The sequence below is a fragment of the Methanolobus bombayensis genome (assembly GCF_017873415.1).
GTDB lineage: Archaea > Halobacteriota > Methanosarcinia > Methanosarcinales > Methanosarcinaceae > Methanolobus > Methanolobus bombayensis.
The window spans coordinates 11,773-37,597 of the sequence record NZ_JAGGKD010000019.1; the positions used below are offsets into that span (position 1 = coordinate 11,773).

Genomic DNA, 25,825 nt, shown 5'->3' on the forward strand with positions numbered 1-25,825 from the left:
ACTAAAGAATCCAAGACCGGATGCTTTCCATAAGCTAAGCTAGTTACTCGATAAAGAATATAATATCCAAATAATATGGTACTAAAAATGAGCAAAAAAGGATTTAAAAATCCTTTTTATTGCCGCTTGGTCCACGCATATATTTGCCAAGCTCTGAATCAACAAGTTCTAAGCCGTTGAACACAGGTCCGTCCCTGCAGACTCTTAAGCCCTTCTTGTCTATGCAACAGGCACCACACACACCAATTCCACACTTAAAGTATCTGTGCAGGCTGAACTCTGTCTTTTCAAGGACATTTTCTTTTTCAAGAATTCCAAAGATGCATTTCATCATCATTTCTGGACCGCAGGTGTAAATCCTGTCAAACGATGAGATGTCCGTTTCAACAAGAACATCTGTTACAAACCCACATCTGTGTGCAGAACCGTCATCTGTTGTTATGTGGAGTTCACCGCATGATGTTAATTCATCAACAAAAAGCAGCTCATCGGCATTTCTTGCTCCTAGAATAGTAGTTATGTATACGCCTTCAGAAGCTGCATGATTTGCCAGAGATACAATCGGTACAGTACCTACTCCACCTGCAATTAGTAGTATTTTCTCATCTTTGCCCGGAAGCGTGAAACCATTTCCAAAAGGTCCTCTGATTCCAAGGGAATCTCCTTCATTGAGATTGAACAATTTCTCAGTCGCATCTCCTACCTTTTGCACAGTAATGGAGTTATTACTTGACAATCCCATGGGAATCTCGTCAACTCCGTGTATCCATACCATGACAAATTGTCCGGGCACAGCCTCATCAAAAGATCTGTCAAAAACAAAAGTCCTTGTGGATGGTGTTTCCTTGATGATCTTAGTAATTTTGACGTTGATGGGGTACATTATATCCTCTCATGTGCAATTCCAACGACATCTGTTATGTCATTGTATCTTTTTTTAGCAACGAATCTCTCAATTCCTGATGTAATTGAGCTGAAAATATCCAATCCTTCATGGATTGCAGAACCTATCTGAACTGCAGTAGCTCCTGCCATTATCATTTCAATGGCATCCTGCCAGGTGTAAACACCTCCAACACCTATTACTGGTATATCAAGTGCTGTGTAAAGGTCATAAACACATTTGACTGCAACAGGCTTCACTGCTTTTCCCGAAAGGCCACCAAATCTGTTTCCAAGAATAGGGTAGCCGCTTTCGATATCTATTGCCATTCCTTTAACAGTATTGATTGCAACAACCGCATCAGCTCCTCCTCTCTGAGCAGCATCACCAATTGTCACTATGTCTGTGACATTAGGTGTTAGCTTTACCCATACAGGTATGTCTACTGCATCTTTTACTGAGGCTGTGATACTTTCAACAGCATCCGGGTTGCTACCAATCGATGCGCCGTAACCAAGTGCGTGTGGACAACTTACATTAAGTTCAAATGCATCAGGTTTTGCTTCAAGAAGCCCGAGGGCTACGTCCACAAACTCTTCTTCGGTTCCGCCGAATATGCTTGCGATTACCGGAGTACCGGATTCTTTCTTTGCAATTGCAAGTTCGTTCTTAAAATCGGGATATGATGGATTCGGTAAACCCATGGCATTCAAAAATCCATATCCAAGGTCTATCATGCTTGGATTCTTATGTCCTTCTTTAGGTTCAGGGCCAATGGACTTTGTAACCACAGCACCTGCTCCTTCCTTTGCTACGCGCACAAGGGACGCGCCTGTGGTTCCCATGATGCCGGCAGCAAGTATAGTTGGATTTTCAAGTTCTATTCCGGTTACTTTAATCATATTGTCCCTGCACTTCTTCGGCTGTTCCTGCACTCAACTGGCAGACCGCTCTCTGTACTAGTTCTTTGCCACCCATTTGTACAAGTTCTTTTGCAATCATTCTGGCATGCTCCTGATATGTTTCAATCTGGATTACTTCTTCAATGCGGACATGTTCTGAGCCGTCAAGTGCCAGTACTTCACAGCAGATGCTGATTTCATCATCGTTGATAAATTGTGCAAAGGAACCTATTGGTGCAGTGCATCCACCTTCTACATCAGTGATGACTATACGCTCGATCTCAGTCTCAATTCTGGTTTGTTGGTGATCAAGATTGGCTGTTACTTCTTCTGCCTCACTTCCTGCAGGTGTGACTACTGCTATGGTTCCCTGGTTCGCTGAAGGGCAGAAGAATTGTGTTTCAAGACGTTCGACATCCATTTCCCAGCCCATTCTCTGAAGACCTGCTTCAGCAAGCAGAATACCATCATAAAGTCCTTCTTCAAGTTTTCTTATTCTGGTGTTAATGTTACCTCTGAGATCCTGAACATGAAGATCCGGTCTGTATCTGAGTACCTGGGCTCTTCTCCGCATGGATGATGAACCAATTACAGCCCCTTCTGGAAGATCATCTATCCTTGAACCATCTGTTGTAATTAGCACATCGTGTGGTGAATCTCGCTTAAGGACCGCGGATGTAGCAAGTTCTTCAGGTCGTATGGTTGGCAGATCTTTCATTGAATGGACTGCTATATCGACCTCACCATCAATCATCCTGTCATCCAGTTCCCTGACAAATGCCCCGACACCTGCAACTTCATGGAGTGGCCTGTCTGTAAATGTGTCACCGGATGTCTTTATTATCTTCCGGGTTGTGCTAACTCCAAGCTCTGCCAGCATACCTTCAATGGTCTCAGTCTGTGCAATAGCAAGAGCACTTCCGCGGGTTCCAATTATCATGTGAATTCACCGTTCATTTTAGGCTTGCTTCGTATGCAGTGAGTGTCTTTTCAATATCTTCTTCGCTGTGAGCAGTTGAAATGAAGTTAGTCTCAAATTGTGATGGTGGGATGAAAATACCGCTTTCAAGCATCTTGAAGAAGAATTTGACATAACCTTCCTTGTCACATTTGAGAACATCCTGGTAGTTCAGTGGCTTGTCTCCAAAGAATATCTTGAACATGGATGCAATACCGATTACATTGTAATCAAGATTGAGGTCTGAAACAATCTCAGATAACCTGTTTCTCATCATGTCACCGGTTGCATTGAGTTTCTTGTGTACTTCTTCCTTTTCAAGCACATCAAGCACTGCAAGTCCTGCTGCAACCGATGCCGGGCTTCCGCTGAAGGTCCCTGCCTGGTATACGCTTCCTGACGGTGCTATCATTTCAATGATCTCTTTCTTTCCTCCGAAGATGCCAATTGGCATTCCTCCTCCGACAATCTTACCAAGTGTTGTCATGTCAGGTGTAACACCGAAATATTCCTGTGCTCCACCCATTGCAAGTCTGAAGCCGGTGATAACTTCGTCAAATATAAGGACTACGTCATTCTCTTCAGTAACTTTGCGAACCTCTTTCAGGTAGTCACCGTCAGGTAGAATCGGACCAATGTTGCCCATTACAGGTTCCAGTATAACCGCAGCCATATCATCCTGATTCTTTTCGATAAGTTGAGTGAGAGCTTCTATATCGTTAAAAGGTGTCTGTAATGTGTGCTTTGTGAAGTCTTCCGGAATTCCAAGTGAATCCGGCTTTCCAAGTGTTGTTGCACCTGATCCTGCTTTCACAAGCACTGCATCATGCGCACCGTGGAATCCACCTTCGATCTTTATGAATTTGTTTTTGCCTGTGAATCCCCTTGCCGCGCGAAGCGCACTCATAGTAGCTTCAGTTCCAGTTGACACAAATCTGAGCATGTCGATACTTGGATACAGCGATGCTATCTTTTCTGCAAGCAGAACTTCTGGTTCAGTTGGTGTGCCGTAGAGCCATCCTTTCTCAAGCTGGTCGATGATTGCCTGTTTGATGGTGGGATTTGCATGCCCCAGTATATTAGGACCATATGCAAGACAGTAGTCGATGTACTCGTTTCCATCAATGTCTTTTATCTTAGAACCACATGCTGATTCAGTGTAGAAAGGGTATGGTTTGATAGCTCTTACCGGACTGCTTACTCCTCCTGGGAGGAAGTTTCTTGCTTTGTTGTATAGATCTCTGGACTTATCTAATGACATAAAAACACCCTGTAATCATTTTAACATCTGTGCCATTTCCTTGGCAAAATAGGTAATTATCATATCTGCACCTGCGCGCTTAATGGACATCAGGGATTCATACATTACCTGCTTCTCATCAAGCCAGCCATTTTGTGCTGCTGCTTTTAGCATTGAATATTCACCGCTTACATTGTAGGCTGCAGTTGGCATTTCAAATTCTGTTTTGAGGCGGTAAATTACATCTAAATACGGAAGCGCTGGTTTGACCATTATTATATCTGCCCCTTCCTCGATATCAAGGGCAGTTTCCATAAGCGCTTCATCGGAGTTTGCAGGGTCCATCTGGTGCGTGGACCTGTCTCCGAAACAACAACCTGAACCTGCTGCATCCCTGAAGGGTCCGTAGAAAGCTGAGGAATATTTTGCAGCATAGGACATAATTGGTGTATTCTGGTAATTGTTATTGTCAAGTTCACTGCGAATCGCGGAGATCATACCATCCATCATTCCTGAAGGTGCTACCATGTCAGCTCCGGCTTTTACATGGCTGACTGCAGTCTTTCCAAGCAGTGGAAGGGTCGGATCGTTCATGATCTCTTCAGTGTCAAAATCAACCATTCCACAGTGACCATGGCTGGTGTACTCGCATAGGCAGACATCGGTAATCACAAGCATGTCTTTGCCAAGTTCATTTTTGATCTCACGTACTGCTTGCTGTACGATATCATTGTGTCCCCAGGCACTGCTACCCTTCTCATCTTTATGTTCCGGGACTCCGAAAAGTATCATGGCAGGTATGCCAAGGTCAGCAGCTTCTTTTGCATCGTCTGCAACCATGTCCACTGGCAGGTTGAATACACCTGGCATGGATGATACTTCCTGGGGTTCATTTATTGTTTCATTAACAAACACCGGATATATTAGGTCATTGGACGACAGTGAGGTCTCACGTACCAGATCTTTTATTTTGCCGCTTCTCAGCCTTCTCATTCTGTGCTCGGGGAACATTTTACCAGCTCATTCTTTTCTTTAATGTTTGATCTATTAGCGATAAATACTCTGGCAACAGATTCCAGCAACTCATCATCGCCTATCTCTGCTGCATACCTGATAACTTTGGTAGGCTCTGCCAGCATTTTATTGATAATGGAATGTGTCAGGTCTTCAATTATCTGCTTTTCAGTGTCGCCAATTGTGTGATAAGCACCAAGCTTTGTGATAGCTTTGTCTTTTTCATTAACACGAAGCTTGTATGACTGGGCATAGAGCTCTGACACAAGTGTGTCTGCTCTCTGTCTTTTATATTGTTTAATAAGAAGATCTAATTCCTCATCGATTATGGCCTGAGCTTTTTTAGCTTCTATCATTCTCATTTCCAGATTCTTCTCATTAATGACTCTCAGGTTATCTATATTATAAAGGGTTACGTGGGGAATTTTATCTATTGAAGGATCAATGTCCCTTGGGTTTGCGATGTCAATCAAAAGCAGTTCTTTTTCCCTGAAATTCATTGCCTTTTCTATCTGCTCGTACTTCAGGACATAGTGAGGTGCACCGGTTGCACTGATTACGACATCAGCTCTCCTTAGGTTCTCCTCAATCTGGTCAAAGTGTACTGCATGTCCTCCCATCTCATCGGCAAGATCCTTTGCAGTTTCATATGTACGATTGGCAATGTACATCAGTTCAATTTCTCTGTGGGAAAGTGCACGTGTGACAAGTGTTCCCATTTCACCTGTTCCAATTACAAGTACCATTTTGTTTTTGAGGTCACCAACAGTGTCCTCTGCAAGATCTACTGATGCTGATGCAATTGAAAGTGCACCACGGTTGATCTCAGTCTCGGTCCTTACACGTTTTCCTACCTGGATGGCTTTACTGAATGCAGTATCAAGCATTTTGCCGGTGGTTCCAAGCTTCTTGGCAACCACATACAGATCTTTAATCTGGCCAAGGATCTGGTCTTCACCGATAATCATAGATTCAAGACCACATGCAAGCCTCAGCAGGTGCATGATGGATTCTTCATGTTCGAAAAAGTCTACAATATTAGAAGAAAGTCCCATTTTTTTGGCAAACTGGAACAGGACAGTACTACCTCTTGGAGAAACAACATATATTTCCACCCGGTTGCAGGTTTTAAGCACAACACATTCACAAACAAGATCAATGGAATGAAGTTCCTTGAGCATTTTTTCTATGTCCCCTTCCCATGCTTCCTCTATCTCTTCAACGGTTGCTTTGGAATGGGTTATCACCATACTGGTTATTTCAGTCATGGTTACCTCGCGTTTTACAATGATTTAAGTAGCGGTGTCTGTGGCACATGTTCATCTGACTTTCTCGCTTATTTTCTTCCTTACTATACCTTGTGCTGTATTAAACCCTTTTTCATATGATTCTTCAAGGGCGCTCCACACTTCTTCGCTCTCAAGAATATCCCACAATATATCTTTCCTGTCTCTTTGATCAGGAACTTCTTCTTTTAGATATGTCCGCATATGGTCCTGGATCCTTATCATATCTCCAAATTCAGGAGTGATGATCTTCTCAACCTGCCTGCGTGTAAATCTTGAAAAGGCAGGGCTTGAACCTGCGGTGGATATGCTTATAGTAAGTCCTCCACGTTTGATCACAGCAGGTACTGTGACATCACCTATGGCATCAACTTCGTTTGTCAATATTCCAAAGGACTTGGATATATTAACAATTCTTTCGTTTATGTTTCTGTCATTGGTGGCAGGTATTACTAGAAAAGAATCTCTGACAATACAATTGATCTCATCATCAGTGAGTTTCCCTGCATCTGCTTTGATCAGCTGAATATCGTATTTTTTTTCAAGATTATAAAAAACATCGCAAAAACTACGGCTGACTACTGTAACTTTTGCATATTCTGAGAACAGGTTAGCTTTTCTTTCCCCGACAGATCCACTTCCAAATATTACGACTTTCTTGTCGCTCATATCTATCAGCAGTGGCAGGAAGTGGTTCTTGTCTTTCATATCTCCATCTCCGGAAATGATTGCCTTCTGCTTTTCCCGGTAAACTTAGTTAAAGATTACGATTACAATCGAACTCCAGTTTTCTTGAATTCCCTGTCACTATACAGAAGTTTATAATCTTTGACCCCTGTTCTCTCTGAGATCCTTGCAGCAACTTCCTCGCAGTCCTCCTTTGTGTATGAGTGGACCATTGCAAATAGGTTGTAGTTCCATCCGGGAGCACGTGGTCTTTCATAGCAGTGTGTGACTTCTGAAAAGCCTGCCATTGTTGTCCCGACTTCTTCTGTCCTTTCATCAGGTACGTTCCAGACACACATCGCATTTGCAACAATTCCGATATCTCTGTGTCCGATGGATGCGCCGAACCTGCGAATGATCTCTTCTTCCTGCATCTTTTTGAGGCGTTCGATAATTTCCTGCTCGCTGATCCCAAGTTCACTGGCAATGTCTGCAAAAGGTGATTTTTTAAGAGGGATGCCGTTCTGTGTCATTTTTATTATTTTCTCATCAATGTCATCCATGTTCTCACCTCTCATTTGATATTGAATCTGACTCCGATCTTAAACAGCTTTTTTGTTGGAAGGTCGACAAACTCCAATCCTGTCTTTTCATGGAGTTCTACTAATATAGTGTCTATTCTTTCTCTGTTGGCTGCAGAAATAGTGAACCATATGTTGAATTTTTCCGGACGATGATAATTATGTGATACTTCATGATACTCATTGATGTATTCTGCGACCTCATCAACTTTTTCTTCAGGGACACTAACAGCCACAAGAGTGCTGGTTCCTCCGACTCCCCTGCGGTTAATTATTGGGCCAATTTTCCTGACCGCGCCTTCATCATGCAGCCTGCCAAGCCTTTCAATTACTTCATTTTCACTGATGCCCAATTCTTCTCCAAGTTTCTTGTATGGCTCTGTTTCCAGGGGAAAACCAAACTGGATAGTATTGAGTATCTTTTTATCGGTATCGTCAAGAAATATCATTCGAATCACTGTTTTTTAGGTACATATATACAGTATGGCTCTTCTTCCAGATAGTCGCCTGTGGCAGCATAAGCACGCGCACGGCAGCCTCCGCATACTGTGTTATATTCGCATCTTCCGCATTTTCCCTTGAGTTTGGAAACATCACGCAGGTCGTTGAATACTTTTGAGTTCTCCCAGATATCCTTAAAACTCTGCTCTTTTATGTTTCCTGCAAGTGCGGGAAGATATCCGCAGGGGAAAACGTCTCCTGTGCTTGATACAAAGCAAAAACCAGTTCCTCCCAGACATCCTTTTGTCATTGCTTCGTAGCCATGGGTGTTGACACTTATCTCAATACCTTCTTTTTCTGCACGCTGGCGCATTATCCTGAAATAGTGTGGTGCACAGGTAGCTTTGAGCTGAATGCCTGCATCCTTCTGCCTGTCATAGAACCAGTTGAGTATCCTTTCATATTCCACAGGTGGAATCTCATCGTTTTCAAGTTCTTTACCTCTGCCTGTTGGTACAAGAAGGAAAATATGGAGTGCATCTGCATCCAGTTCCTTTGCCATTTCAAGTATGCCGGGTATTTCATCAATGGTGCGTTTTGTGATGGTTGGGTTGATTTGGAATCCAATACCTGCATCTTTTAGATTCTCTATGCCTTTTATGGCACCATCAAATGCTCCGGGCATGCAGCGGAAGTCGTCGTGTGTCTGAGAATTTGCCCCATCAAGGCTGATGCTCACTCTCTGGATGCCCACGCTTTTTATTTTGTCTGCCATTTCAGGTGTAACGAGTGTACCGTTGGTTGCCATGGCAACACGTAGTCCTTTTTCTGTGGCATACTTGGCTATTTCGAATATATCATCCCTCACCAGCGGCTCCCCGCCACTAAGTATGAGTATCGGGTTACCCATTTCCCTGATCTCATCCACGAAATGGAGTGCTTCTTCGGTTGTTAGTTCGCCTTCAGGTTTTTTCTCAGTGGATGAACCTCTGCAATGTTTGCATGAAAGATTACATCCTGCTGTTGTTTCCCAGGCAATGAGTCTTGGAGGTCTTACCATAATTGATCATGAATATTTTTGTTCGTATGTTCACTTATATTACCTATTTATAGGATGGGACTATACTACTGCACACCCATATTAATACTTGATTATCAGGCAGAGTCACTAATGTATAAATTGGCTCATTTGTGTCTGATTATTGCTAGAGGGTTCGTCTTAATGCCTATGACGGACAAATAGGCTGATATAGAGGTGATTCTTTATAGGCGCGTTAGATATTGCATTTGCAATTACATGGATTACATTACTGGCGTATGTTGCATACGTTGTAAGTTCCCGCAGAAGGCTGATGCGCCAATGTAACAGGATAGAAAAATAATCCTGATATTCGATCATTGTAGAGGTGCTTCCTATGGATAAAACACAAAAAACGATACTTGCAGTTGCTTTCATTGCTGTTGTTGCTTTTGTAGGTCTCTGGAATGTTGACCTTTCACAGGGATATTATATGATATCTGAGCTTTCCCAGAACTCTGAGAAGTTCATAGGGCATGATGTCAACACAATGGGTATGATCAAGAATGGTACTCTTGATATTTCTACAGATGGCACTTCTTTTGCACTTCAGGATCTTGAAGAACCTTCTTATGCGATTAAGGTGGAATATACCGGTTCTCTCCCGGCCAACCTTGTGGAAGGGCAAAGTGTTAGCATAAGTGGAAAAATGCTTTCTCCAACTATGGTTGAGGCAAGTCAGATAGTTATGAGCTGTCCTTCTAAATATTCAGAGTAAGCAGGCGTAGTTATGATACAAATAGAAGATCTGGATGAATATCAGCTAATCAAGATGGCCAAGGATGATATGGTCCAGTCTATGGATGATAGTTCACAGATGAAAAAGATGCTTCTGCATATATGCAGTTCCGGCGGAAAGAATATTCGCCCTGTTATGCTTATATTATGTACTGAGATGTGCGGGGGAAATTCTACGGAAGGTGTCAAGGCGGCACTTGCAATTGAATTCATCCATTCAGCATCCCTTATTCATGATGACGTTCTTGATGGTGGTCTTGTACGTCGCGGTGTTGAGTCAGCACACAAGAAATATGGAATTCCTGCAGCGATACTTTGTGGTGATTTTCTGATCTCCAAGGCAATATCTCTTATTTCGGGTTACGGTAACAATGCAGTAAATGAATTCGGCAGGGCCGGGATGTATATGGCTGAAGGTGAAACCATAGACATTTCAAGTGTTGATGATGAATTCAGGGAAAAGAACTATTTCGAGTGCATTACTAAGAAAACAGGTTCTCTTTTTGCAGCCAGCGCTTCAATAGGTGCATATGTTGCAGGTGTGGATTCCGGAACTGCTAAAAATTTACGGTATTTCGGTGAAAATGTGGGCAATGCATATCAAATAGTTGATGATTTGCTTGAGTATCTTAACGAGCTTGAAGATAAAAGATCTACTTATGAATCTGTTACATTACCTCTTATCTACAGAAGGTCCATGGGTCATGATAAGGCTGTGGAGAAGACTGTAGAACAGGTTCTTCAATGCGTCAAAAATGCAAAAGATATCCTTGCTTCTTTCCCTTCTTCTGATGCAAGGGATAAACTGGAGTTAATAACTGATCTTATTACAGTGGATATGCTTCCTGCAGATGTTCTTTAATTTTATTCAATTACCAGGTGACTTCATGAGGGTTTATGATAAATCAGTAATTAAAGTGAATGCCAGTACTGAAAACGGAAGAGTGGTCCTTGATACAGAAGGGCCGTTATCTACTGTTGCAAAACCTATTATAAAGCGTATAAATAAGATCTTCCTTGAGGAGAAACCCATATACTCAGATGAGGAAAATATAATATTCTCTACATGGGCTCCTCCGATGCCAGGTGATATTTTTAAAAGGCTGATCAGTGCGCAGGTAGCTTCTATTTTAAAGAAAAGAATACCTGATCAGTTCTCTATAGGTATTACAACACATTGTCCATATGATTGCATACACTGTGGTGCAGCAGGTACTGTAGCAGATCCGATTCTCTCCTTTGATGAGATTAATGGTGCTATTGAACAATCTATTGATCTGGGTTCTTATTATATAGCTTTCGATGGCGGAGAAACCCTGCTTAGAAAAGACCTTGAGCAAATGGTGGCGAAGGTAGACAAAACACGTGCGATTGCTACTTGTTTCACATCGGGTTTTGGTCTTACTGAACAAAGGGCAAAGGATCTCAAAAATGCAGGCCTTTTTGCTGCACATATGAGTCTTGACAGTCCGGAAGAGGCGGAACATGATCGGGTCAGGGGACGTGACGGTGCTTTCCAGAACACTGTTAACGGTATAAAACATGTGGTTAATGCAGATATTCTTGCGGATCTTTTCGTGGTCATCTCTCCTCATAATATTGATGACCTGGATGGTTTCTACAATTTCGCAGCAGATATGGGTATGCAGGAAATGTCTATTTATGAGATTATAGCTGTTGGTCGCTGGATGGATCATGAGGATGAAGTAATAACTTCCAAAGATGTTGATAGGCTTGGAAAATTCCAGAAATCAATGAACAACAAAGAGGATGGTCCCAGAGTAACTTCATTCCCGAATTTCATGGGTCCTGATGAGTTTGGATGCTTTGCAGGGAGAAGGTGGATGCATACAACAGCAGGTGGGGACGTTCTGCCCTGTGCCTATACACCGCTTTCATTTGGCAACATCCGTGAGGAAGAACTTGCTGATATATGGGAAAGAATGGGTAAACATGAGGCTTATAGTTGCTCTGCAGAGTACTGTATGATGCGCAACCCTGAGTTCAGGGATAAATATATCCGCACTATCTCGGAAGGAACGCAGCTTCCGGTGAGACTAGATAAAGATATTCATTAATTTATTGCAATTGTTATTCATTATTAATGTGTAGGAAATAGCATCAGTAGATAACTTTATGAATATAGGATGGCTGATAAATACTTTCAATATCATGATAAATCATTATCTTTTATAGCTTGCTAGTATCCGGAAAACCGAATACTTTATATGTGAGTTAGCAGTAGGAGATGTTGATTTATTCGGGATAATTAGCAATTCATCACATGAGGATTAGCATGGCCAAAGAAAAAATCTTGTCGGAAATCAAAGAGGCAGAAGACAATGCACGCAAAATGGTTGACGACGGTAATAAAAGAAAGAACGACCGTATCGCCAGTGCACGTGCCGAGGCCAGGGAAATCATTAAACAGGCCGAAGTCGATGCACAGAAATCTGCACAGAGTGCAATGAAATCTGCAGAAGAGTCTATCGCTTCAGATAAATCAAAGGTCATCGAGAATGGAGAAAGCGAAGCAAAATCCATTGCAAGTTCTGCTTCTTCTAAGATCGATGAAGCTGTTGAATTAATTGTTAACGAATTCGAGAGGGCAATACATGCTTGAACTAAAGCAGATGAATCGTGCCGTAATCGTTGGCCATAAGAATATTTTTGAAGAAACGGTCGATGCTCTGCACAAGTCTAATCTGTTTCAGATCGAGGATTTCAATGAAGATAAGTCTGGTCTCCACATTGGAAGACCTTTTGAGAATGTAGATGCTGTATCAAAGAAATTGATTAAAATCAGGTCTATAGCCAGTTTACTGGGTGTTGAGGACGCAGAGTCAAAAAAGCAAAGTAAAAGTGCTGTTCTTTCTTCACTTGATGACACACTTGAGAAGCTCGATGCTGAGCTTGATGTGAAGACAGAAAAGAAAAGCCAGCTTGAAGCAGAAATCAAAGAGATTGATTCTCTTAAGAAAGAATTGCTTCCGTTTTCAAACATATCTCTTGATCTTGACCTTTACCGAGGTTATGAGCATCTTTCGGTATTTACAGGTTATGTGGACGATAACGTAGAGTCCGCGGTTTCTAAAATCACTTCTTCTTATGAAATCTTTTACGATGCTAAGGAAGGTACAATTGTATTGTTCGTAGCAAAAGAAAAATCTGATGAAGTCACAGGTTTACTTGCAGATTATGGATTCAGAGAAATAAGAGTTCCACAGATAAGTGGAATGCCAGCACAGGCCCTTTCAGAGATAACTTCCAAGGAAGCAGGGCTGATCAAACAGATCGAGTCTATCGATGCAGAGATCGAATCCCTGAAAGATAAGTATGCTGATTTCATTCTGGCCAGCAATGAGCTTCTTTCAATTGAGGCTCAAAAGTCTGAAGCACCTTTAAGGGTAGCAACTTCAGAAAGCACATTCATGATTGATGGATGGGTTCCTGAGGAGGATTTCCCTAAGCTGGAACAAATTGTTAAAACGGCTACTAACGGACGTGCATTCGTTTCCAAGCAGGAGATGACTAAAGGGGATGAAAATGTCGTTCCGATCGAGTACGACAACCCGAAGGCTGCAACTCCTTTCCAGGAGATCATGGATCTTTACGCACGCCCTAAATACAAAGAACTCGATCCTACTTTATTGATATTCATTTCTTTCCCACTCTTCTACGGAATGATCCTTGGTGATATCGGCTATGCACTGATTCTTCTTGCATTGGCTTTAGGTATCAAAAAGGCAGTTTCTTCTGAAGCGATCAAACCACTGATGAACGTACTCATATACTGTCAGATATCGACTCTGATATTTGGTGTGCTATATGGTGAGTTTATGGGTTTCCCTCTTGCAAGCCTTACTTCACATGGAGAGACTGTAGCAGGTTTGATTCCTGGTTTTGCAACGATGGATCTCTTCGCATCTCCAATTGGAGGAGAAATGATTACTTATCCTGTTCACAGGACTCACCTTGTTATGACATTGATTGTGTTTACTGCTCTTTTAGGGCTGATTCACATAAATATCGGTTATATGCTTGGTTTCATTAATGAGAACAGGAAACATGGAATGTCAGCAGCTATTATGGAAAAAGGCAGCTGGATAGTTATTGAGCTTGGCTTACTTTTGGCAATTCTCGGCTACGCAGCAGTACTTCCTGCAGCAACAACATACGCAGGTGTCGTTGTTTTCCTTGTAGGTTTTGTAATGCTTCTTAAAGGAGAAGGAATCAAAGGTCCAATAGAACTACCTTCTCTTCTCAGTAACTCACTGTCTTACACTCGTATCATAGCTGTAGGATTATCATCCATCTATATCGCTTCAACTGTCAACCTTATCGCCTTTGAGATGATATGGGAGCCAGGAACGCCAATAGGTGGAGCAACAATAGGCGCAATTATCGTGTTCTTAGCTGGACACGCATTGAATACTGTCCTGAGTATTATCGCCCCCGGTCTACACTCACTCAGGCTGCAGTATGTAGAATTCTTTGGTAAATTCTACGAAGGAGGGGGACGCAAATACAATCCATTTGGATACATTAGAAAATACACGGAGGAATAAGAAAATGGCAACAGAAACATTAACCGCAATGGACCCAGCAGGACTGAAAGCAATCGGTGCAGGACTCGCAGTAGGCCTCACAGGTATCGCATCCGGTATCGCAGAAAAGGATATCGGTAGTGCAGCAATTGGTGCAATGGCAGAGAACGAAAGTCTCTTTGGTAAAGGTTTGATCCTTACTGTAATTCCAGAAACCATTGTTATCTTCGGTCTGGTAGTTGCACTCTTGATTAACGGATAAGTTTATTTAAGAGCATTTCTCGCTCTTAAATTTTCCAAAGGTGTTGAGCATGGGACTTGAAATTGTTGTTAAGGATATCATGGATGCTGCTCAGGCAGAAGTTTCCAAAATGGATTCTGAAGCAGATGCAGAAGTAGCCCTGATTCTGGATGAAGCAAAACAGAATGCTAAAAGGATTATGGGTGAGAGTCTTGCAAAAGCAGAAGATGATATTAAAAAGATCAGGCAGCAAGAAATATCCAGTGCAAATCTTGAAGTGAAGCGCACATTGCTCAATGCACGCAAGGAAATACTCGAAAAAGTATATGTCCAGGCTGTAGAAACCATATCAGACTTTTCTCCAGAGAAAAATGAGGAACTCCTCAAAGCTCTCATTAACAAAAATGAGGCAAACGGTACAAAGATATATTCAAATGCCGAGTCCGAGGAGATTGTAAAAAAGATATCTTCACTCGAATATGCCGGCAATATAGATTGTCTTGGTGGTGTTGTTATCGAGAATGAAGATGGTACTATCAGATTGGATTATACCTACGATGTCATCCTTAAAAGCGTGAATGAGCGGTTGTTGAAACAGACATCTGATATCTTATTCGGGTGATTTCTAAATGCAGCTGTTGCAGAAATTTAAGCGTGGTAATTCGAAAAAATCCCAGTCAAAGGGTCATGCAAATTATGCATATACCACAGCACGTGTACGTGCAATGAAAAGCAAGCTTCTGCCAAAGGAGACCTATCCCAGGCTCATGAACATGAGCATTGATGAAATTACCAGATTCATTGAAGAATCTGAGTATAAAGAGGATGTCGACGAATTGGCAAGGCAGTATGAAGGTGTAGACCTTATTGAGCATGCCCTTAACAGGAATCTCGCAGAAACCTTTACTAAATTACTTAAAATTTCAGATGGTGATGTGAACTTCCTTATTGGTGAAAAACTCAAGAAGTTTGATATCTGGAATATAAAAACCATTCTGCGTGGTAAGTATTGTAATGCATCTACAGAAGAAATCCTTGATGCAATTGTTGCAGCAGGAAGGATGAGCTATACTTCCCTTTCAGAACTTGCAGCAAAAGCAACTTACGAGGAAGTAATCTCTGAGCTTACAAATACGGAATATTATCCGATACTAAAGAATTATGATGGTACAAATCTTTCAGAGGTCGAGAACCAACTTGATAAAATGTACTATGTTGGTTTATTTGAGGCAATCGGTGAGTCTAAATCCAAAGATAGAAAACTGTTTGCAGAATTTACCAGAATGGGCATTGATCTGAAAAATCTTATCACTCTTTTCCGTCTTAAAAAATCCGGAATTACAGATCCAGATGCAATTAATCTTATGATCGATGGAGGATTAAGGTGCAAACTTAAGGAAACAGAAAGGCTGTTGCCTCTTTCCTTTGAAGACTTTGTGTCAGAGCTGGAAAGCAATCCTTACTGGGACGTAATCTCAGATATTGTGAAACCGGATATGGCCTCATTGATAGACGTCGAGACCAGACTGAAAAAACACAGGCTTAAATCTGCAGCAAGCTTTTCACATGTTTATCCGATCTCAATTGTACCAATCATGGACTACATGCTAAGCAAACAGAATGAGATAAGCAATCTGCGGATGATTATTCGTGGTAAAGCTGCAAATCTCGAAGATGATGTTATCAAAGAACAGTTGGTGATTTGATGGAATTAGCAGTGGTCGGAAATGGCGAGTTTGTAACAGGTTTCAGACTTGCTGGTGTCAAGAAGATATTTGAAGTTAATAATGGCGAACTTGAGCCTACTGTAGAAAAAATACTTGAGGATCGAGAAATCGGCATTCTGGTAATGCACGGTGATGATCTGAATGAACTACCGGAGATATTGAGAAACACTATCAGCGATTCTGTTGAGCCAACTGTTGTGACTCTCGGTGGTAGTGGTGAAAGTTCGAACTTAAGGGAAAAAATAAAGCAATCGGTAGGTGTAGATCTGTGGAAATGAAAGGTGAAATTTATCGTGTGGCCGGACCTGTCGTTACGATTATGGGTATCAAGCCAAAGATGTACGATGTGGTGCACGTTGGTCACGAAGGTCTTATGGGCGAAGTTATCAGAATTGAAGGTGACAAAGCCACTGTTCAGGTATATGAGGATACATCTGGTATCAAGCCAGGTGAACCTGTAGTGAACACTGGAATGTCCCTTTCTGTAGAGCTCGGACCTGGTTTATTAGAAAGTATTTATGATGGTATTCAGAGACCTCTGAAAGTTCTCCAGGAAAAGATGGGAGACTTCATTGACAGGGGTGTAACTGCTAATGGTCTTGACCGTGAAAGAGTATGGGAATTCAAGCCAACTGTTTCCAGTGGTGATTCCGTAACAGGTGGTCAGACAATTGGTATTGTACAGGAAACAGAGAACATTGAGCACAAGATTATGGTGCCACCAACAGTCTCCGGTACAATTGAAGAAATAAAGTCTGGAAAGTTCAAGGTAGACGAAACAATCTGCGTACTCGCAGGCGGTAAAGAACTTTCCATGATGCAGAAGTGGCCTGTAAGAATGCCACGTCCAGTAGACAAGAAATTCATTCCAAGAAGACCTCTTATTACAGGTCAGAGAATTCTTGATGGTCTCTTCCCTGTTGCAAAAGGCGGTACAGCAGCTATCCCTGGTCCATTCGGATCAGGAAAGACTGTTACACAGCAGCAGCTTGCAAAGTGGAGTGACACTGATATTGTAGTTTATATCGGATGTGGAGAACGTGGAAACGAGATGGCTGATGTACTGAATGAGTTCCCTGAACTCCAGGACCCAAAGACCGGTCGTCCACTCATGGAACGTACAGTCCTTATCGCAAACACATCCAACATGCCTGTAGCTGCTCGTGAAGCATCTGTTTATACAGGTATTACGATCGCGGAATATTACCGTGACATGGGGTACGATGTATCACTTATGGCTGACTCTTCATCCAGATGGGCAGAAGCAATGAGGGAAATTTCCTCAAGGCTTGAAGAAATGCCTGGTGAAGAAGGTTATCCAGCATACCTTTCTGCAAGGCTCTCAGAATTCTATGAGCGTGCAGGTGCGGTAAAGTCACTTTCCGCAGAAGAAGGTTCAATTACAGTTATTGGTGCAGTATCACCACCTGGCGGTGACTTCTCAGAGCCTGTAACACAGAACACCCTCCGTATCGTAAAAGTGTTCTGGGCACTGGATGCAAAACTTGCACAGAGAAGACACTTCCCGTCCATTGACTGGCTTACAAGTTACAGTCTGTACACCCAGGGTCTTGCTGACTGGTTTGCAGAGAACGTCGCACCAGACTGGGTACCACTCAGGGACAATGCAATGGATCTTCTCCAGCAGGAATCCGAACTTCAGGAGATCGTACAGCTTGTAGGTTCCGATGCCCTTCCGGAAGACCAGCAGCTTGTTCTGGAGATTTGTCGTATGCTCAGGGAATATTTCCTTCAACAGAACGCATTCCATCCTGTTGACACATATTGTCCGTTCGACAAGCAGTACCAGTTACTCAAAGCTATCTCCAAGTACAGTGATATGGCACAGGCAGCACTTGAATCCGGCATACCAATGAAGGATATATTGTCCATTGAGTCAAAGGACGAGCTTGCAAAGGTCAAATTCGAAGAGGACTTCGAAGGTGCACTGAATGTTGTCATGGAGAAGATGGACAAGGAATTTGCAGCACTCGGAGGCAACTAAAATGACCAAGGAATATAAGACGATCACAGAAATATCCGGACCACTGATCTTCCTCGAGAAGACCGAACCGGTAGGTTATGGTGAACTTGTTCACATCAATCTTCCAGACGGTACAACAAAGAGAGGTCAGGTTCTTGATACCTCATCTGACGTTGTAGCAGTTCAGGTATTTGAAGGTACAGGCGGACTTAACGAAGAGTCCGGTGTAGTGTTCTCCGGTGAGACCATCAAGCTTCCTGTATCAAAGGACATGCTAGGTCGTATCCTGTCCGGTGCAGGTGAACCACTTGACGGCGGACCACGCATTGTTCCAGAAGACAGGATTGACGTTAACGGTGCATCAATGAATCCATATTCAAGGATGCCACCAGAGGACTTTATCCAGACAGGTATCTCCACCATTGACGGTACAAACACACTTGTGCGTGGACAGAAGCTCCCTATCTTCTCAGGATCAGGTCTTCCACATAACGAGATTGCTCTTCAGATAGCACGTCAGTCTAAGGTACCAGGTTCCACTGAAGATTTCGCAGTAGTATTCGCTGCAATGGGTATCACAAACGAAGAAGCCCAGTACTTCATGGAAGACTTCGAGAAGACCGGTGCTCTTGAAAGAGCTGTGGTTTTCCTTAACCTTGCAGATGACCCTGCTGTAGAACGTATCATCACACCAAGGATGGCTCTTACAGCTGCAGAGTATCTAGCATACGAACACGATATGCACGTACTTGTTATTCTTACTGACATCACAAACTACTGTGAAGCACTCCGTCAGATGGGTGCGGCCCGTGAAGAAGTACCAGGTAGACGTGGTTACCCAGGTTACATGTACACTGACCTTGCATCACTCTACGAGCGTGCAGGTGTTATCAAAGGAAGGAAAGGATCAGTTACTCAGTTCTCAATCCTTACAATGCCAGGTGACGATATCACCCACCCGATTCCTGACCTTTCAGGATATATCACAGAAGGCCAGATCGTAGTTTCCAGGGAACTTCACATGAAGGGTATCTATCCACCTATCAATGTGCTTCCATCACTCTCACGTCTGATGAACTCAGGCATCGGTGACGGAAAGACCAGAGATGACCACAAGGCTGTATCTGACCAGATGTATGCTGGTTATGCAGAAGGTCGTGACCTCAGAGGTCTTGTAGCCATTGTAGGTAAGGAAGCACTGTCTGAAAGGGACCAGAAGATCCTTGAGTTCGCAGATCTGTTCGAGGACAGGTTCGTACGTCAGGGAAGAGATGAAGACAGGTCCATTGAAGACACTCTTCAGGTTGGCTGGGACATTCTCTCTGAACTTCCTGAATCTCTGCTAACCAGGATCGATAACAAATATATCGAGAAGTACCACCCTGCTCACAAGAGCAATTAATTAAAAAGGTGATCCAACATGGGCGTGAAAGATGTAAAACCAACTCGATCAGAACTTATTGAGATCAAGAAGAAGATTAAGCTCTCTCAGAGTGGTCACAAGCTGCTCAAGATGAAAAGAGATGGTCTTATCCTTGAGTTCTTTGAGATCCTGAGCAAAGCAAAGGATGTCAGATCTGAGCTGGATGCCGCCTATGAAGGTGCTTCCCGTAAGATTGGTATTGCAAATGCTGTTGACGGTACCATTACCGTCAAATCCACAGCTTTTGCACTTCAGAGCAAACCTGAGATCGAGCTGGAAAGCCGTAACATCATGGGTGTTGTGGTTCCAAAGATCGAGTCATCAAGTGTCAAGAAATCCATTAATGAACGTGGTTATGGTATTCTTGGTACAAGCTCATATACTGATGAAGCAGCAGATTCTTATGAGGAACTTGTTGAGAAGATCATCCTTGCAGCAGAGATAGAGACCACCATGAAAAAGCTTCTTGATGATATTGAGAAGACAAAAAGGCGTGTCAATGCTCTTGAATTCAAAGTCATTCCTGAACTTGAGGAAGCAATGGTCTTCATAAGACTCCGTCTTGAAGAGATGGAAAGGGAAAACACCTTCAGACTTAAGAGGATTAAGGGATAATCCTCTAATATCTTTTTTAAACTGTTTTTATGACTGAAGATCCTGAAAATCGGCCGAATATTGTCGATCGCTTTTTTATAAAATTAATGCAACCAGAGAATCTTGGAAGGATTCTCAGGTGGGCCTGGCTCATATCATTAGTGATGTTAGCACTTGGCTATGTTATAATCTTTAGTAAAATTTCACAGTATATTGATTTTATATGATATGGTTGCTGAAACCAAACATTATCCTTTTAGTGACCTAAAGGTCTCAAGTACTTTTTCTGCATGTCCCTTAGTCCTGACATTATCCCATATTTTTGCAATGTTTCCTTCATTATCTATGAGGAAAGTTGTTCTTACTGTTCCAAGGTACTCTTTACCATAGTTCTTCTTTGTTCTCCAGACATCATATTTCTGGTGAACACTGGTATCTTCATCAGAGAGAAGAGTTATTCCAAGTTCTTTTTTTTCAGTGAATTTGATATGAGATTTGATGCTATCCTTGCTAATTCCCAGTATGATTGCATCTTCTGATTCAAAATCACTCTTCAATGTTGTAAAATCCTGTGCTTCCCTTGTGCATCCTGATGTGTTATCCTTTGGATAGAAGTAAAGAACTATCCATTTTCCAGAAAAATCCTTGAGACATACATTATTCTCATTCTGATCAGGGAGACAAAACTCAGGAGCTTTTTGTCCTTCAGTGAGTGAATTCTTGCTCATGCCATAGTTTATGTATGTTTTCATTTAAAGACTTTAAGCAAAAAGGAACAATACAAATATATTTTTTTAGTAAAAGGAAATTGGGCTGGCTTTAATAATCGGGGCAGAGTTGTAAGTTATTTTTAAGACCAACCCATTTTGTAAAAAGTAAGTTCTAAATATATATTTGAGCATCAGTATGTATATAGTACACAATATTCTATATTGGTAAGCTATATTTGATTGAAACTGATGGGAATTAGAGAATAATAGCATCTGGGTTGGAGCAAACAAACATGGGAATACTTGATATTCGGAACCTGTCTGTCAGTTATGATGGAAAAACGATTCTTTCAGACTTTGATCTTTCCGTTTCTAAAGGAGAAAAGATACTTATCAAAGGAAGGTCAGGAATTGGAAAATCAACTCTTTTCAGAATTATTATGGGATTTAGTGTACATAATTCAGGGGAAATATCACTGGACGGTATTCCTGTTGATTCAGAACATATATGGGATATAAGAAGAAGGGTTGCTTACGTGTCACAGGATACGGATATTGCAGAAGGAAAAGTCAGTGACCTGCTTGATGAAGTATTCTCGTTCAAGGCGAACAAGGATAATCCTGCAATAGAAGACCTTGAATCAATAATGGATGAACTGTCTCTCTCTTCCGGGTTACTGAACAAACAATACATGAAACTGTCAGGCGGTGAAAAACAAAGAATTGCACTTGTCCTTGCATTAATATCAGGGAAGGATATTTTTCTGCTTGATGAAGTCACAGCAGAGCTTGATGCAGATCTAAAACATAAAGTTGTGGAAATGTTCTTTGATAATTCACAATGGACGGTACTTTCCATTTCACATGACAGGGAGTGGGAGGATAAAGCTTTGAAAGTAATTGATTTCTCTGAGGAGGCAAATAATGGAAACATACGACATTAGTCTTGAAGGTATGCTGTTTTCGTTCCTGTTACTCCTCATACCACTTGTGATTAGTTATTATCTGGGACTGAAACTCACTTCTTCTACACTTGAAAGTGCAGTAAGAATGGTTCTACAACTTGTTTTTGTAGGTATTTTTCTTACCTTTGTCTTTGATCTGAATAATGCTTTTATCAATATTACATGGGTGTTTGTAATGGTTATTGTTGCTTCTCATACTGTTCTGAAAAACGCGGAACTGAAAACGCGAAACTTATTACCTGTACTCGTGCTTTTCATGGCCCTGACAAATTATTCCATGCTTCTTTATTTCAACAGGTTCATACTGGATCTCAATAATCTCATTGATGCAAGATATTTTATACCTATTGCAGGTATGGTATTGGGTAATTCACTGAAAGCCAATGTCATAGGAATGGAAAATTTCTGCAATGAGATACAGAGGAACGAAAATCGCTATCTTTTCCGTTTATCGATGGGTGCTGAAAAGACAGAAGCTCTTGTTCCTTATTTACGCAAGAGCATGAGAGTTGCATTAAAACCAACAATTGCAAATATGGCTACCATTGGTATAGTTTTCCTTCCAGGGATGATGACCGGTCAGATACTTGCCGGTGCAAGTCCTATTGTTGCCATAGAATACCAGATTGCCATCATGCTTGCGATATATGTCACTACAATGGTGAATGTTTTTTTGGGTGTTCTTGTCCTGATACACAGAGGTTTTGATGATTACGGAATGTTCAAAAAAGAATTGTTAAGGAATCCCTGAATCATTTCAGTTTAAACTACTGCTTAGATGAAGTCCTATTACTCCTATTGCTATGAGTGCAAGGAATGCTATTCTTATCGGTGGCATTGGTTCATTGAATTCCATGTAGCCTATTATAGATATCAATGCCACCCCAAGTCCTGCCCATATGGCATAGGCAACGCTGACATCTATTTTTTTCAGGGCTATGGTGAAGGCAACGAAACTGAACCCATAGAATACAAAGATCAAAATGGATGGCAGTGGTTTTGTGAAGCCTTCAGCCAGTTTCATACATGTAGTTCCGCAAATCTCAAAAATGATGGCAAATGCCAGATAAAGATAGCTCATTTTTCCTCCATACGTACACTTTATTAAAATATAATTTTAAAATACTTTCTACTATTTCTAAACATAGCGTCAGTTTATAATACTATTTTAATCCACATTTCCTATAATCTTAAAGGAGATGCTCTTTAATGCCAGTAATGACATTCATTGCCTGTAGGATGTTTGAAGATGAGATTGTTCACATCATTGAGAATGACAGTTCAGTAAAGAGTCTGCTAGTAGTAGACAACACAGATAGTGATGGACTTGTGTCTAAACTGAAAGATTCTGGTTGTGATTTTACTCTGATAACAGAAAACAGGCTTTCAGATTTTTCTCAAGAAAAAGAAAATCTTGTTCTTGTAGTGGAAATGCTCGAGCTTGCTTTACATGCTAATCCTGATAATCTTAAAAAAGTTGTTTATGATAGGGCACGTGAGATGGCAAAATATTCAGATGGTATTTTGCTTTTTTATGGTCTTTGTGGTAATGTCCTTGGAAAAGTTGATACAGAACTTGCTGATCTATCGTGCCCAGTCCGAATACTGAAAGAGAATAACGGAGACGTTATTGATGATTGTATAGGTGCAGTGCTTGGAGGAAGGGCTGCATATCTTGAAAAATTAAAAAGTTTTAATGGAACAGGTACTTTTTTCATGACTCCAATGTGGGCATCCCACTGGCGGGAAATGGTTGTATCTGCAGGTATGACCCCTGATCCTGACAATATAAAACTCTCAAAGTTCGTTTTTGATTATGCAGGATACAAGAATGTGGCTAAAATGGACACGGGACTTTATTATGAAAAGCAGTTTGAAGCTATGGTTGAAGAGTTTGCAGGTATTTTTGGTTTTCAAATCATTGAAATGAAAGCCAGTCCTGAGTTGCTTGTGCGCTGTTATGAACAGTTGAAAGATGAAATATTTGTTGTTTAAGGTGAATTTCAGTTTTTTCTTTAATTTATTCAAAAAGTAAATGGATAATTACCATTATCCATTATTCGGGATTATAACAAAGGAATTTCAATCTCCTTTGCTGTACGTTCTTACAGATTCGATTTTCTCCCAGTCATAATATGTGTTGATTTTCTGACCGCTGTCTTCCTCTGTAATGCGTACAAACTGTTCACCAAGGAAAATGATCACTTTTTCGTAAATTTTTCCTTCGTTTACCTGAATGCTAACGCCTTCCCTGAGTTTTCTTGACATTGTTCCATGAAGCGGGGACGATGCATATTCAAATACTTTTTCCCATGTATCTTTCATTTTTTCACCTTTCAATTCACTGTGGTTTTTAAAATTCGATCCATGTATGATTTGCAATCATACATCGGATTCTTATGTGCGGGTATTTAATATAAAAAAGTTACTTCTATTGCTCTTTTAATATACACTCTCATACATATATATTACTAACTTAGACATTTATGTAACAGAAAATCAAAAAACAAACAAAAAAAGTTTAATCTATTGTCTGAAATCAATTAATCCATATACTCTTTCCTGCACGGTGAAAATACTTCCACTGCAACAGAACCCTCAAGTACTTCTGCCTTGTGTGTGATATTTGAGGGTATGTTCCATGAGTCACCGGACGTCACTTCATGAGTCTTATCTCCAATGGTGAGTAACATTTTTCCTGAGATCATAATCCAGTTTGCTCATGAATGTGTTCATGAGATGGTAGAAGGCTTCCCTTTTGCAAGATAAATTCAGTCATCAGAGTTTTTTCACCATAAACAACAGTTTTCATCTTTATTCCGGGAAGGATATCCTTATAATCTGATTCGTTATGTTTGCTGAACATGATATATGCTTACAGCCTATATCAATTTATTATTTTTCATTTAAAATGTAAAAAAGAATGGTTTTTCTCACCTGCCAGCAGGTAAGAAAAAGATTTTCCTCTTAGTTTAATCAGTACATCATACTAATGGAAGGTTTTAAAAATCCAACAACACAAGTTCCTTTTTTTGATGACACACATTTATAATCATCTGGCTTTGCATCAATTTGTTCGAACTCTTTCCAGACTCTGAAATGTCTGAAACGCTGCTGCGTCTTTCTAGACAGCTTCCATTCCATGTTTCATTCTCCATTTACTGATTTAGTATTCTTGTTTTCCAGACCTTCTGTGAGGTCTTCCTGTCCAATTAGTGCTCTAACTTTTTCCCATATAAGGTAAACGCATGTAATCTCCATAATCTATTGTTTTTTCTGATCTTTAGTAAGTAAATATTGTTCTGTAGTTAGCCTATCGGCTTAATTGAAGAATATGTATCAATGTTCCAATACTCTTTTATATTAAAACAATCATGATTAATTGTTATAATAATCTACTAAAAATTGAAATCAGAGTCTTTTGTCTCTTAATGTGATTTTTTTGACAGGTTTAAGAGTTTGAGCTTCTCAGATGGAACAGCTTTGTGATTGTCCTTCACTTTCTCCTTCTAGAGAGATTTTTAACTGGCATAGTCTTTCAGGCTTTCCAAGCACTATACACTGGTCACCTGTCATTAACTGTGTATCACCTGCCGGATTTTCGATAATCTGTTCTCCTCTTTTGATGGCCAGCACAGTTGTACCATACATATTTCTCAGATCTGCCTCTTTCAGGGTGCATCCACGAAGAGCACTATCTTTATCTATTTTAAAAGATGTAACGTCCACACCGGGCAACTCATCTTTTAAGTTATAGTCATTAACTAAACATTTCTAACTTATCGCTCATGAACTTTTCTATCCATCTTTTTGCAAAACTAAGTTTTAATGAACATTTCATGAACTC

32 protein-coding genes are annotated in these 25,825 nt (G+C 41.1%); 16 read left to right on the forward strand and 16 right to left on the reverse strand.

Annotated features, from left to right (window positions below; all coding sequences use genetic code 11):
* Positions 1–103: 103 nt before the first annotated feature.
* The 10 genes from J2746_RS13305 to ahbD form a co-directional block, all read right to left on the reverse strand.
* Positions 104–883 carry a dihydroorotate dehydrogenase electron transfer subunit gene (locus J2746_RS13305; protein WP_209622028.1) on the reverse strand — a complete coding sequence of 260 codons (780 nt, stop codon included), beginning with the start codon at positions 881–883 and terminating at the stop codon, positions 104–106.
* A complete protein-coding gene (locus J2746_RS13310) occupies positions 883–1,785 on the reverse strand; it encodes a dihydroorotate dehydrogenase (protein WP_209622041.1) in 903 nt (300 codons plus the stop codon). Before J2746_RS13310 ends, J2746_RS13305 begins: the two co-directional genes overlap by 1 nt.
* Positions 1,778–2,725 carry a hydroxymethylbilane synthase gene (gene hemC, locus J2746_RS13315; RefSeq protein WP_209622044.1) on the reverse strand — a complete coding sequence of 316 codons (948 nt, stop codon included), beginning with the start codon at positions 2,723–2,725 and terminating at the stop codon, positions 1,778–1,780. Before hemC ends, J2746_RS13310 begins: the two co-directional genes overlap by 8 nt.
* A gap of 13 nt (positions 2,726–2,738) precedes the next feature.
* The gene (gene hemL, locus J2746_RS13320; protein ID WP_209622047.1) at positions 2,739–4,004 is read right to left on the reverse strand and encodes a glutamate-1-semialdehyde 2,1-aminomutase; all 1,266 of its coding nucleotides are present in this window, start codon (positions 4,002–4,004) and stop codon (positions 2,739–2,741) included.
* A 15-nt stretch (positions 4,005–4,019) separates the two neighbouring features.
* Positions 4,020–4,994 carry a porphobilinogen synthase gene (gene hemB, locus J2746_RS13325; RefSeq protein ID WP_209622051.1) on the reverse strand — a complete coding sequence of 325 codons (975 nt, stop codon included), beginning with the start codon at positions 4,992–4,994 and terminating at the stop codon, positions 4,020–4,022.
* Positions 4,973–6,265 carry a glutamyl-tRNA reductase gene (gene hemA / locus J2746_RS13330; RefSeq protein ID WP_209622055.1) on the reverse strand — a complete coding sequence of 431 codons (1,293 nt, stop codon included), beginning with the start codon at positions 6,263–6,265 and terminating at the stop codon, positions 4,973–4,975. Before hemA ends, hemB begins: the two co-directional genes overlap by 22 nt.
* 51 nt (positions 6,266–6,316) lie before the next feature.
* On the reverse strand, positions 6,317–6,991 hold the full coding sequence (locus J2746_RS13335) for a precorrin-2 dehydrogenase/sirohydrochlorin ferrochelatase family protein (RefSeq protein ID WP_209622058.1): 675 nt from the start codon (positions 6,989–6,991) through the stop codon (positions 6,317–6,319).
* 62 nt (positions 6,992–7,053) lie between these two features.
* Positions 7,054–7,512, reverse strand: coding sequence for a siroheme decarboxylase subunit beta (gene ahbB, locus J2746_RS13340; protein ID WP_209622060.1), 459 nt, complete (start codon positions 7,510–7,512; stop codon positions 7,054–7,056).
* Positions 7,513–7,523: 11 nt separating this feature from the next.
* Positions 7,524–7,979: a siroheme decarboxylase subunit alpha gene (gene ahbA / locus J2746_RS13345; RefSeq protein ID WP_209622063.1), complete on the reverse strand. Its 456-nt coding sequence runs from the start codon at positions 7,977–7,979 to the stop codon at positions 7,524–7,526.
* A gap of 5 nt (positions 7,980–7,984) precedes the next feature.
* Entirely contained in the window at positions 7,985–9,031 is a 1,047-nt protein-coding gene (gene ahbD / locus J2746_RS13350) for a heme b synthase (protein WP_209622066.1), read from the reverse strand.
* 232 nt (positions 9,032–9,263) lie between these two features.
* Here ahbD and J2746_RS15030 point away from each other — a divergent pair, with 232 nt between their 5' ends.
* The 13 genes from J2746_RS15030 to J2746_RS13415 all read left to right on the forward strand — a co-directional run bounded on the left by J2746_RS15030 (position 9,264) and on the right by J2746_RS13415 (position 20,324).
* Positions 9,264–9,353 (forward strand): hypothetical protein, encoded by a 90-nt coding sequence (locus J2746_RS15030; RefSeq protein WP_425342655.1) that lies wholly within the window; start codon positions 9,264–9,266, stop codon positions 9,351–9,353.
* A gap of 33 nt (positions 9,354–9,386) precedes the next feature.
* Positions 9,387–9,767, forward strand: a complete 381-nt coding sequence (locus J2746_RS13360) for a cytochrome c maturation protein CcmE domain-containing protein (RefSeq protein ID WP_209622069.1) — start codon at positions 9,387–9,389, stop codon at positions 9,765–9,767.
* Positions 9,768–9,779: 12 nt separating this feature from the next.
* Positions 9,780–10,649: a polyprenyl synthetase family protein gene (locus J2746_RS13365; protein WP_209622072.1), complete on the forward strand. Its 870-nt coding sequence runs from the start codon at positions 9,780–9,782 to the stop codon at positions 10,647–10,649.
* A gap of 25 nt (positions 10,650–10,674) precedes the next feature.
* Positions 10,675–11,865: a radical SAM/SPASM domain-containing protein gene (locus tag J2746_RS13370; RefSeq protein ID WP_209622074.1), complete on the forward strand. Its 1,191-nt coding sequence runs from the start codon at positions 10,675–10,677 to the stop codon at positions 11,863–11,865.
* 218 nt (positions 11,866–12,083) lie between these two features.
* Positions 12,084–12,410: an ATP synthase archaeal subunit H gene (gene ahaH / locus J2746_RS13375; RefSeq protein ID WP_209622076.1), complete on the forward strand. Its 327-nt coding sequence runs from the start codon at positions 12,084–12,086 to the stop codon at positions 12,408–12,410.
* A complete protein-coding gene (locus tag J2746_RS13380; protein ID WP_209622079.1) occupies positions 12,403–14,355 on the forward strand; it encodes a V-type ATP synthase subunit I in 1,953 nt (650 codons plus the stop codon). The genes ahaH and J2746_RS13380 overlap by 8 nt, the downstream gene beginning before the upstream one ends.
* Before the next feature lie 4 nt (positions 14,356–14,359).
* Positions 14,360–14,596 carry a V-type ATP synthase subunit K gene (locus J2746_RS13385; protein ID WP_209622081.1) on the forward strand — a complete coding sequence of 79 codons (237 nt, stop codon included), beginning with the start codon at positions 14,360–14,362 and terminating at the stop codon, positions 14,594–14,596.
* 49 nt (positions 14,597–14,645) lie between these two features.
* Positions 14,646–15,197: a V-type ATP synthase subunit E gene (locus J2746_RS13390; protein ID WP_209622084.1), complete on the forward strand. Its 552-nt coding sequence runs from the start codon at positions 14,646–14,648 to the stop codon at positions 15,195–15,197.
* Between the two features lie 7 nt (positions 15,198–15,204).
* Positions 15,205–16,281 (forward strand): V-type ATP synthase subunit C, encoded by a 1,077-nt coding sequence (locus tag J2746_RS13395; protein ID WP_209622087.1) that lies wholly within the window; start codon positions 15,205–15,207, stop codon positions 16,279–16,281.
* Entirely contained in the window at positions 16,281–16,580 is a 300-nt protein-coding gene (locus tag J2746_RS13400; RefSeq protein WP_209622089.1) for a V-type ATP synthase subunit F, read from the forward strand. Before J2746_RS13395 ends, J2746_RS13400 begins: the two co-directional genes overlap by 1 nt.
* On the forward strand, positions 16,571–18,307 hold the full coding sequence (locus J2746_RS13405; RefSeq protein WP_209622092.1) for an ATP synthase subunit A: 1,737 nt from the start codon (positions 16,571–16,573) through the stop codon (positions 18,305–18,307). Before J2746_RS13400 ends, J2746_RS13405 begins: the two co-directional genes overlap by 10 nt.
* 1 nt (position 18,308) lies before the next feature.
* Positions 18,309–19,688 carry an ATP synthase subunit B gene (locus J2746_RS13410; protein WP_209622095.1) on the forward strand — a complete coding sequence of 460 codons (1,380 nt, stop codon included), beginning with the start codon at positions 18,309–18,311 and terminating at the stop codon, positions 19,686–19,688.
* Positions 19,689–19,706: 18 nt separating this feature from the next.
* Positions 19,707–20,324 carry a V-type ATP synthase subunit D gene (locus J2746_RS13415; protein ID WP_209622098.1) on the forward strand — a complete coding sequence of 206 codons (618 nt, stop codon included), beginning with the start codon at positions 19,707–19,709 and terminating at the stop codon, positions 20,322–20,324.
* 227 nt (positions 20,325–20,551) lie between these two features.
* Here the strand turns inward: J2746_RS13415 and bcp are convergent, their stop codons facing one another.
* Positions 20,552–21,031 (reverse strand): thioredoxin-dependent thiol peroxidase, encoded by a 480-nt coding sequence (gene bcp / locus J2746_RS13420; RefSeq protein ID WP_209622101.1) that lies wholly within the window; start codon positions 21,029–21,031, stop codon positions 20,552–20,554.
* 275 nt (positions 21,032–21,306) lie between these two features.
* Here bcp and J2746_RS13425 point away from each other — a divergent pair, with 275 nt between their 5' ends.
* Positions 21,307–21,957 (forward strand): ABC transporter ATP-binding protein, encoded by a 651-nt coding sequence (locus J2746_RS13425; RefSeq protein WP_209622104.1) that lies wholly within the window; start codon positions 21,307–21,309, stop codon positions 21,955–21,957.
* Positions 21,938–22,729 carry an ABC transporter permease gene (locus J2746_RS13430; RefSeq protein WP_209622107.1) on the forward strand — a complete coding sequence of 264 codons (792 nt, stop codon included), beginning with the start codon at positions 21,938–21,940 and terminating at the stop codon, positions 22,727–22,729. The genes J2746_RS13425 and J2746_RS13430 overlap by 20 nt, the downstream gene beginning before the upstream one ends.
* A gap of 6 nt (positions 22,730–22,735) precedes the next feature.
* Here the strand turns inward: J2746_RS13430 and J2746_RS13435 are convergent, their stop codons facing one another.
* Positions 22,736–23,059, reverse strand: coding sequence for a DMT family transporter (locus J2746_RS13435; protein WP_209622110.1), 324 nt, complete (start codon positions 23,057–23,059; stop codon positions 22,736–22,738).
* Positions 23,060–23,187: 128 nt separating this feature from the next.
* On the opposite strand from J2746_RS13435, the gene J2746_RS13440 reads away from it, so the two are divergent.
* Positions 23,188–23,973 carry a DUF1638 domain-containing protein gene (locus J2746_RS13440; RefSeq protein WP_209622113.1) on the forward strand — a complete coding sequence of 262 codons (786 nt, stop codon included), beginning with the start codon at positions 23,188–23,190 and terminating at the stop codon, positions 23,971–23,973.
* An 87-nt stretch (positions 23,974–24,060) separates the two neighbouring features.
* Here the strand turns inward: J2746_RS13440 and J2746_RS13445 are convergent, their stop codons facing one another.
* From J2746_RS13445 to J2746_RS13460, 4 genes are all read right to left on the reverse strand, one after another.
* Positions 24,061–24,303, reverse strand: coding sequence for a hypothetical protein (locus J2746_RS13445; RefSeq protein WP_209622116.1), 243 nt, complete (start codon positions 24,301–24,303; stop codon positions 24,061–24,063).
* 218 nt (positions 24,304–24,521) lie between these two features.
* The gene (locus J2746_RS14785; protein ID WP_245250176.1) at positions 24,522–24,686 is read right to left on the reverse strand and encodes a cupin domain-containing protein; all 165 of its coding nucleotides are present in this window, start codon (positions 24,684–24,686) and stop codon (positions 24,522–24,524) included.
* 268 nt (positions 24,687–24,954) lie between these two features.
* A complete protein-coding gene (locus J2746_RS13455; protein WP_209622119.1) occupies positions 24,955–25,122 on the reverse strand; it encodes a hypothetical protein in 168 nt (55 codons plus the stop codon).
* A 324-nt stretch (positions 25,123–25,446) separates the two neighbouring features.
* The gene (locus J2746_RS13460) at positions 25,447–25,707 is read right to left on the reverse strand and encodes a cation:proton antiporter regulatory subunit (protein ID WP_342451849.1); all 261 of its coding nucleotides are present in this window, start codon (positions 25,705–25,707) and stop codon (positions 25,447–25,449) included.
* Positions 25,708–25,825: the final 118 nt, after the last annotated feature.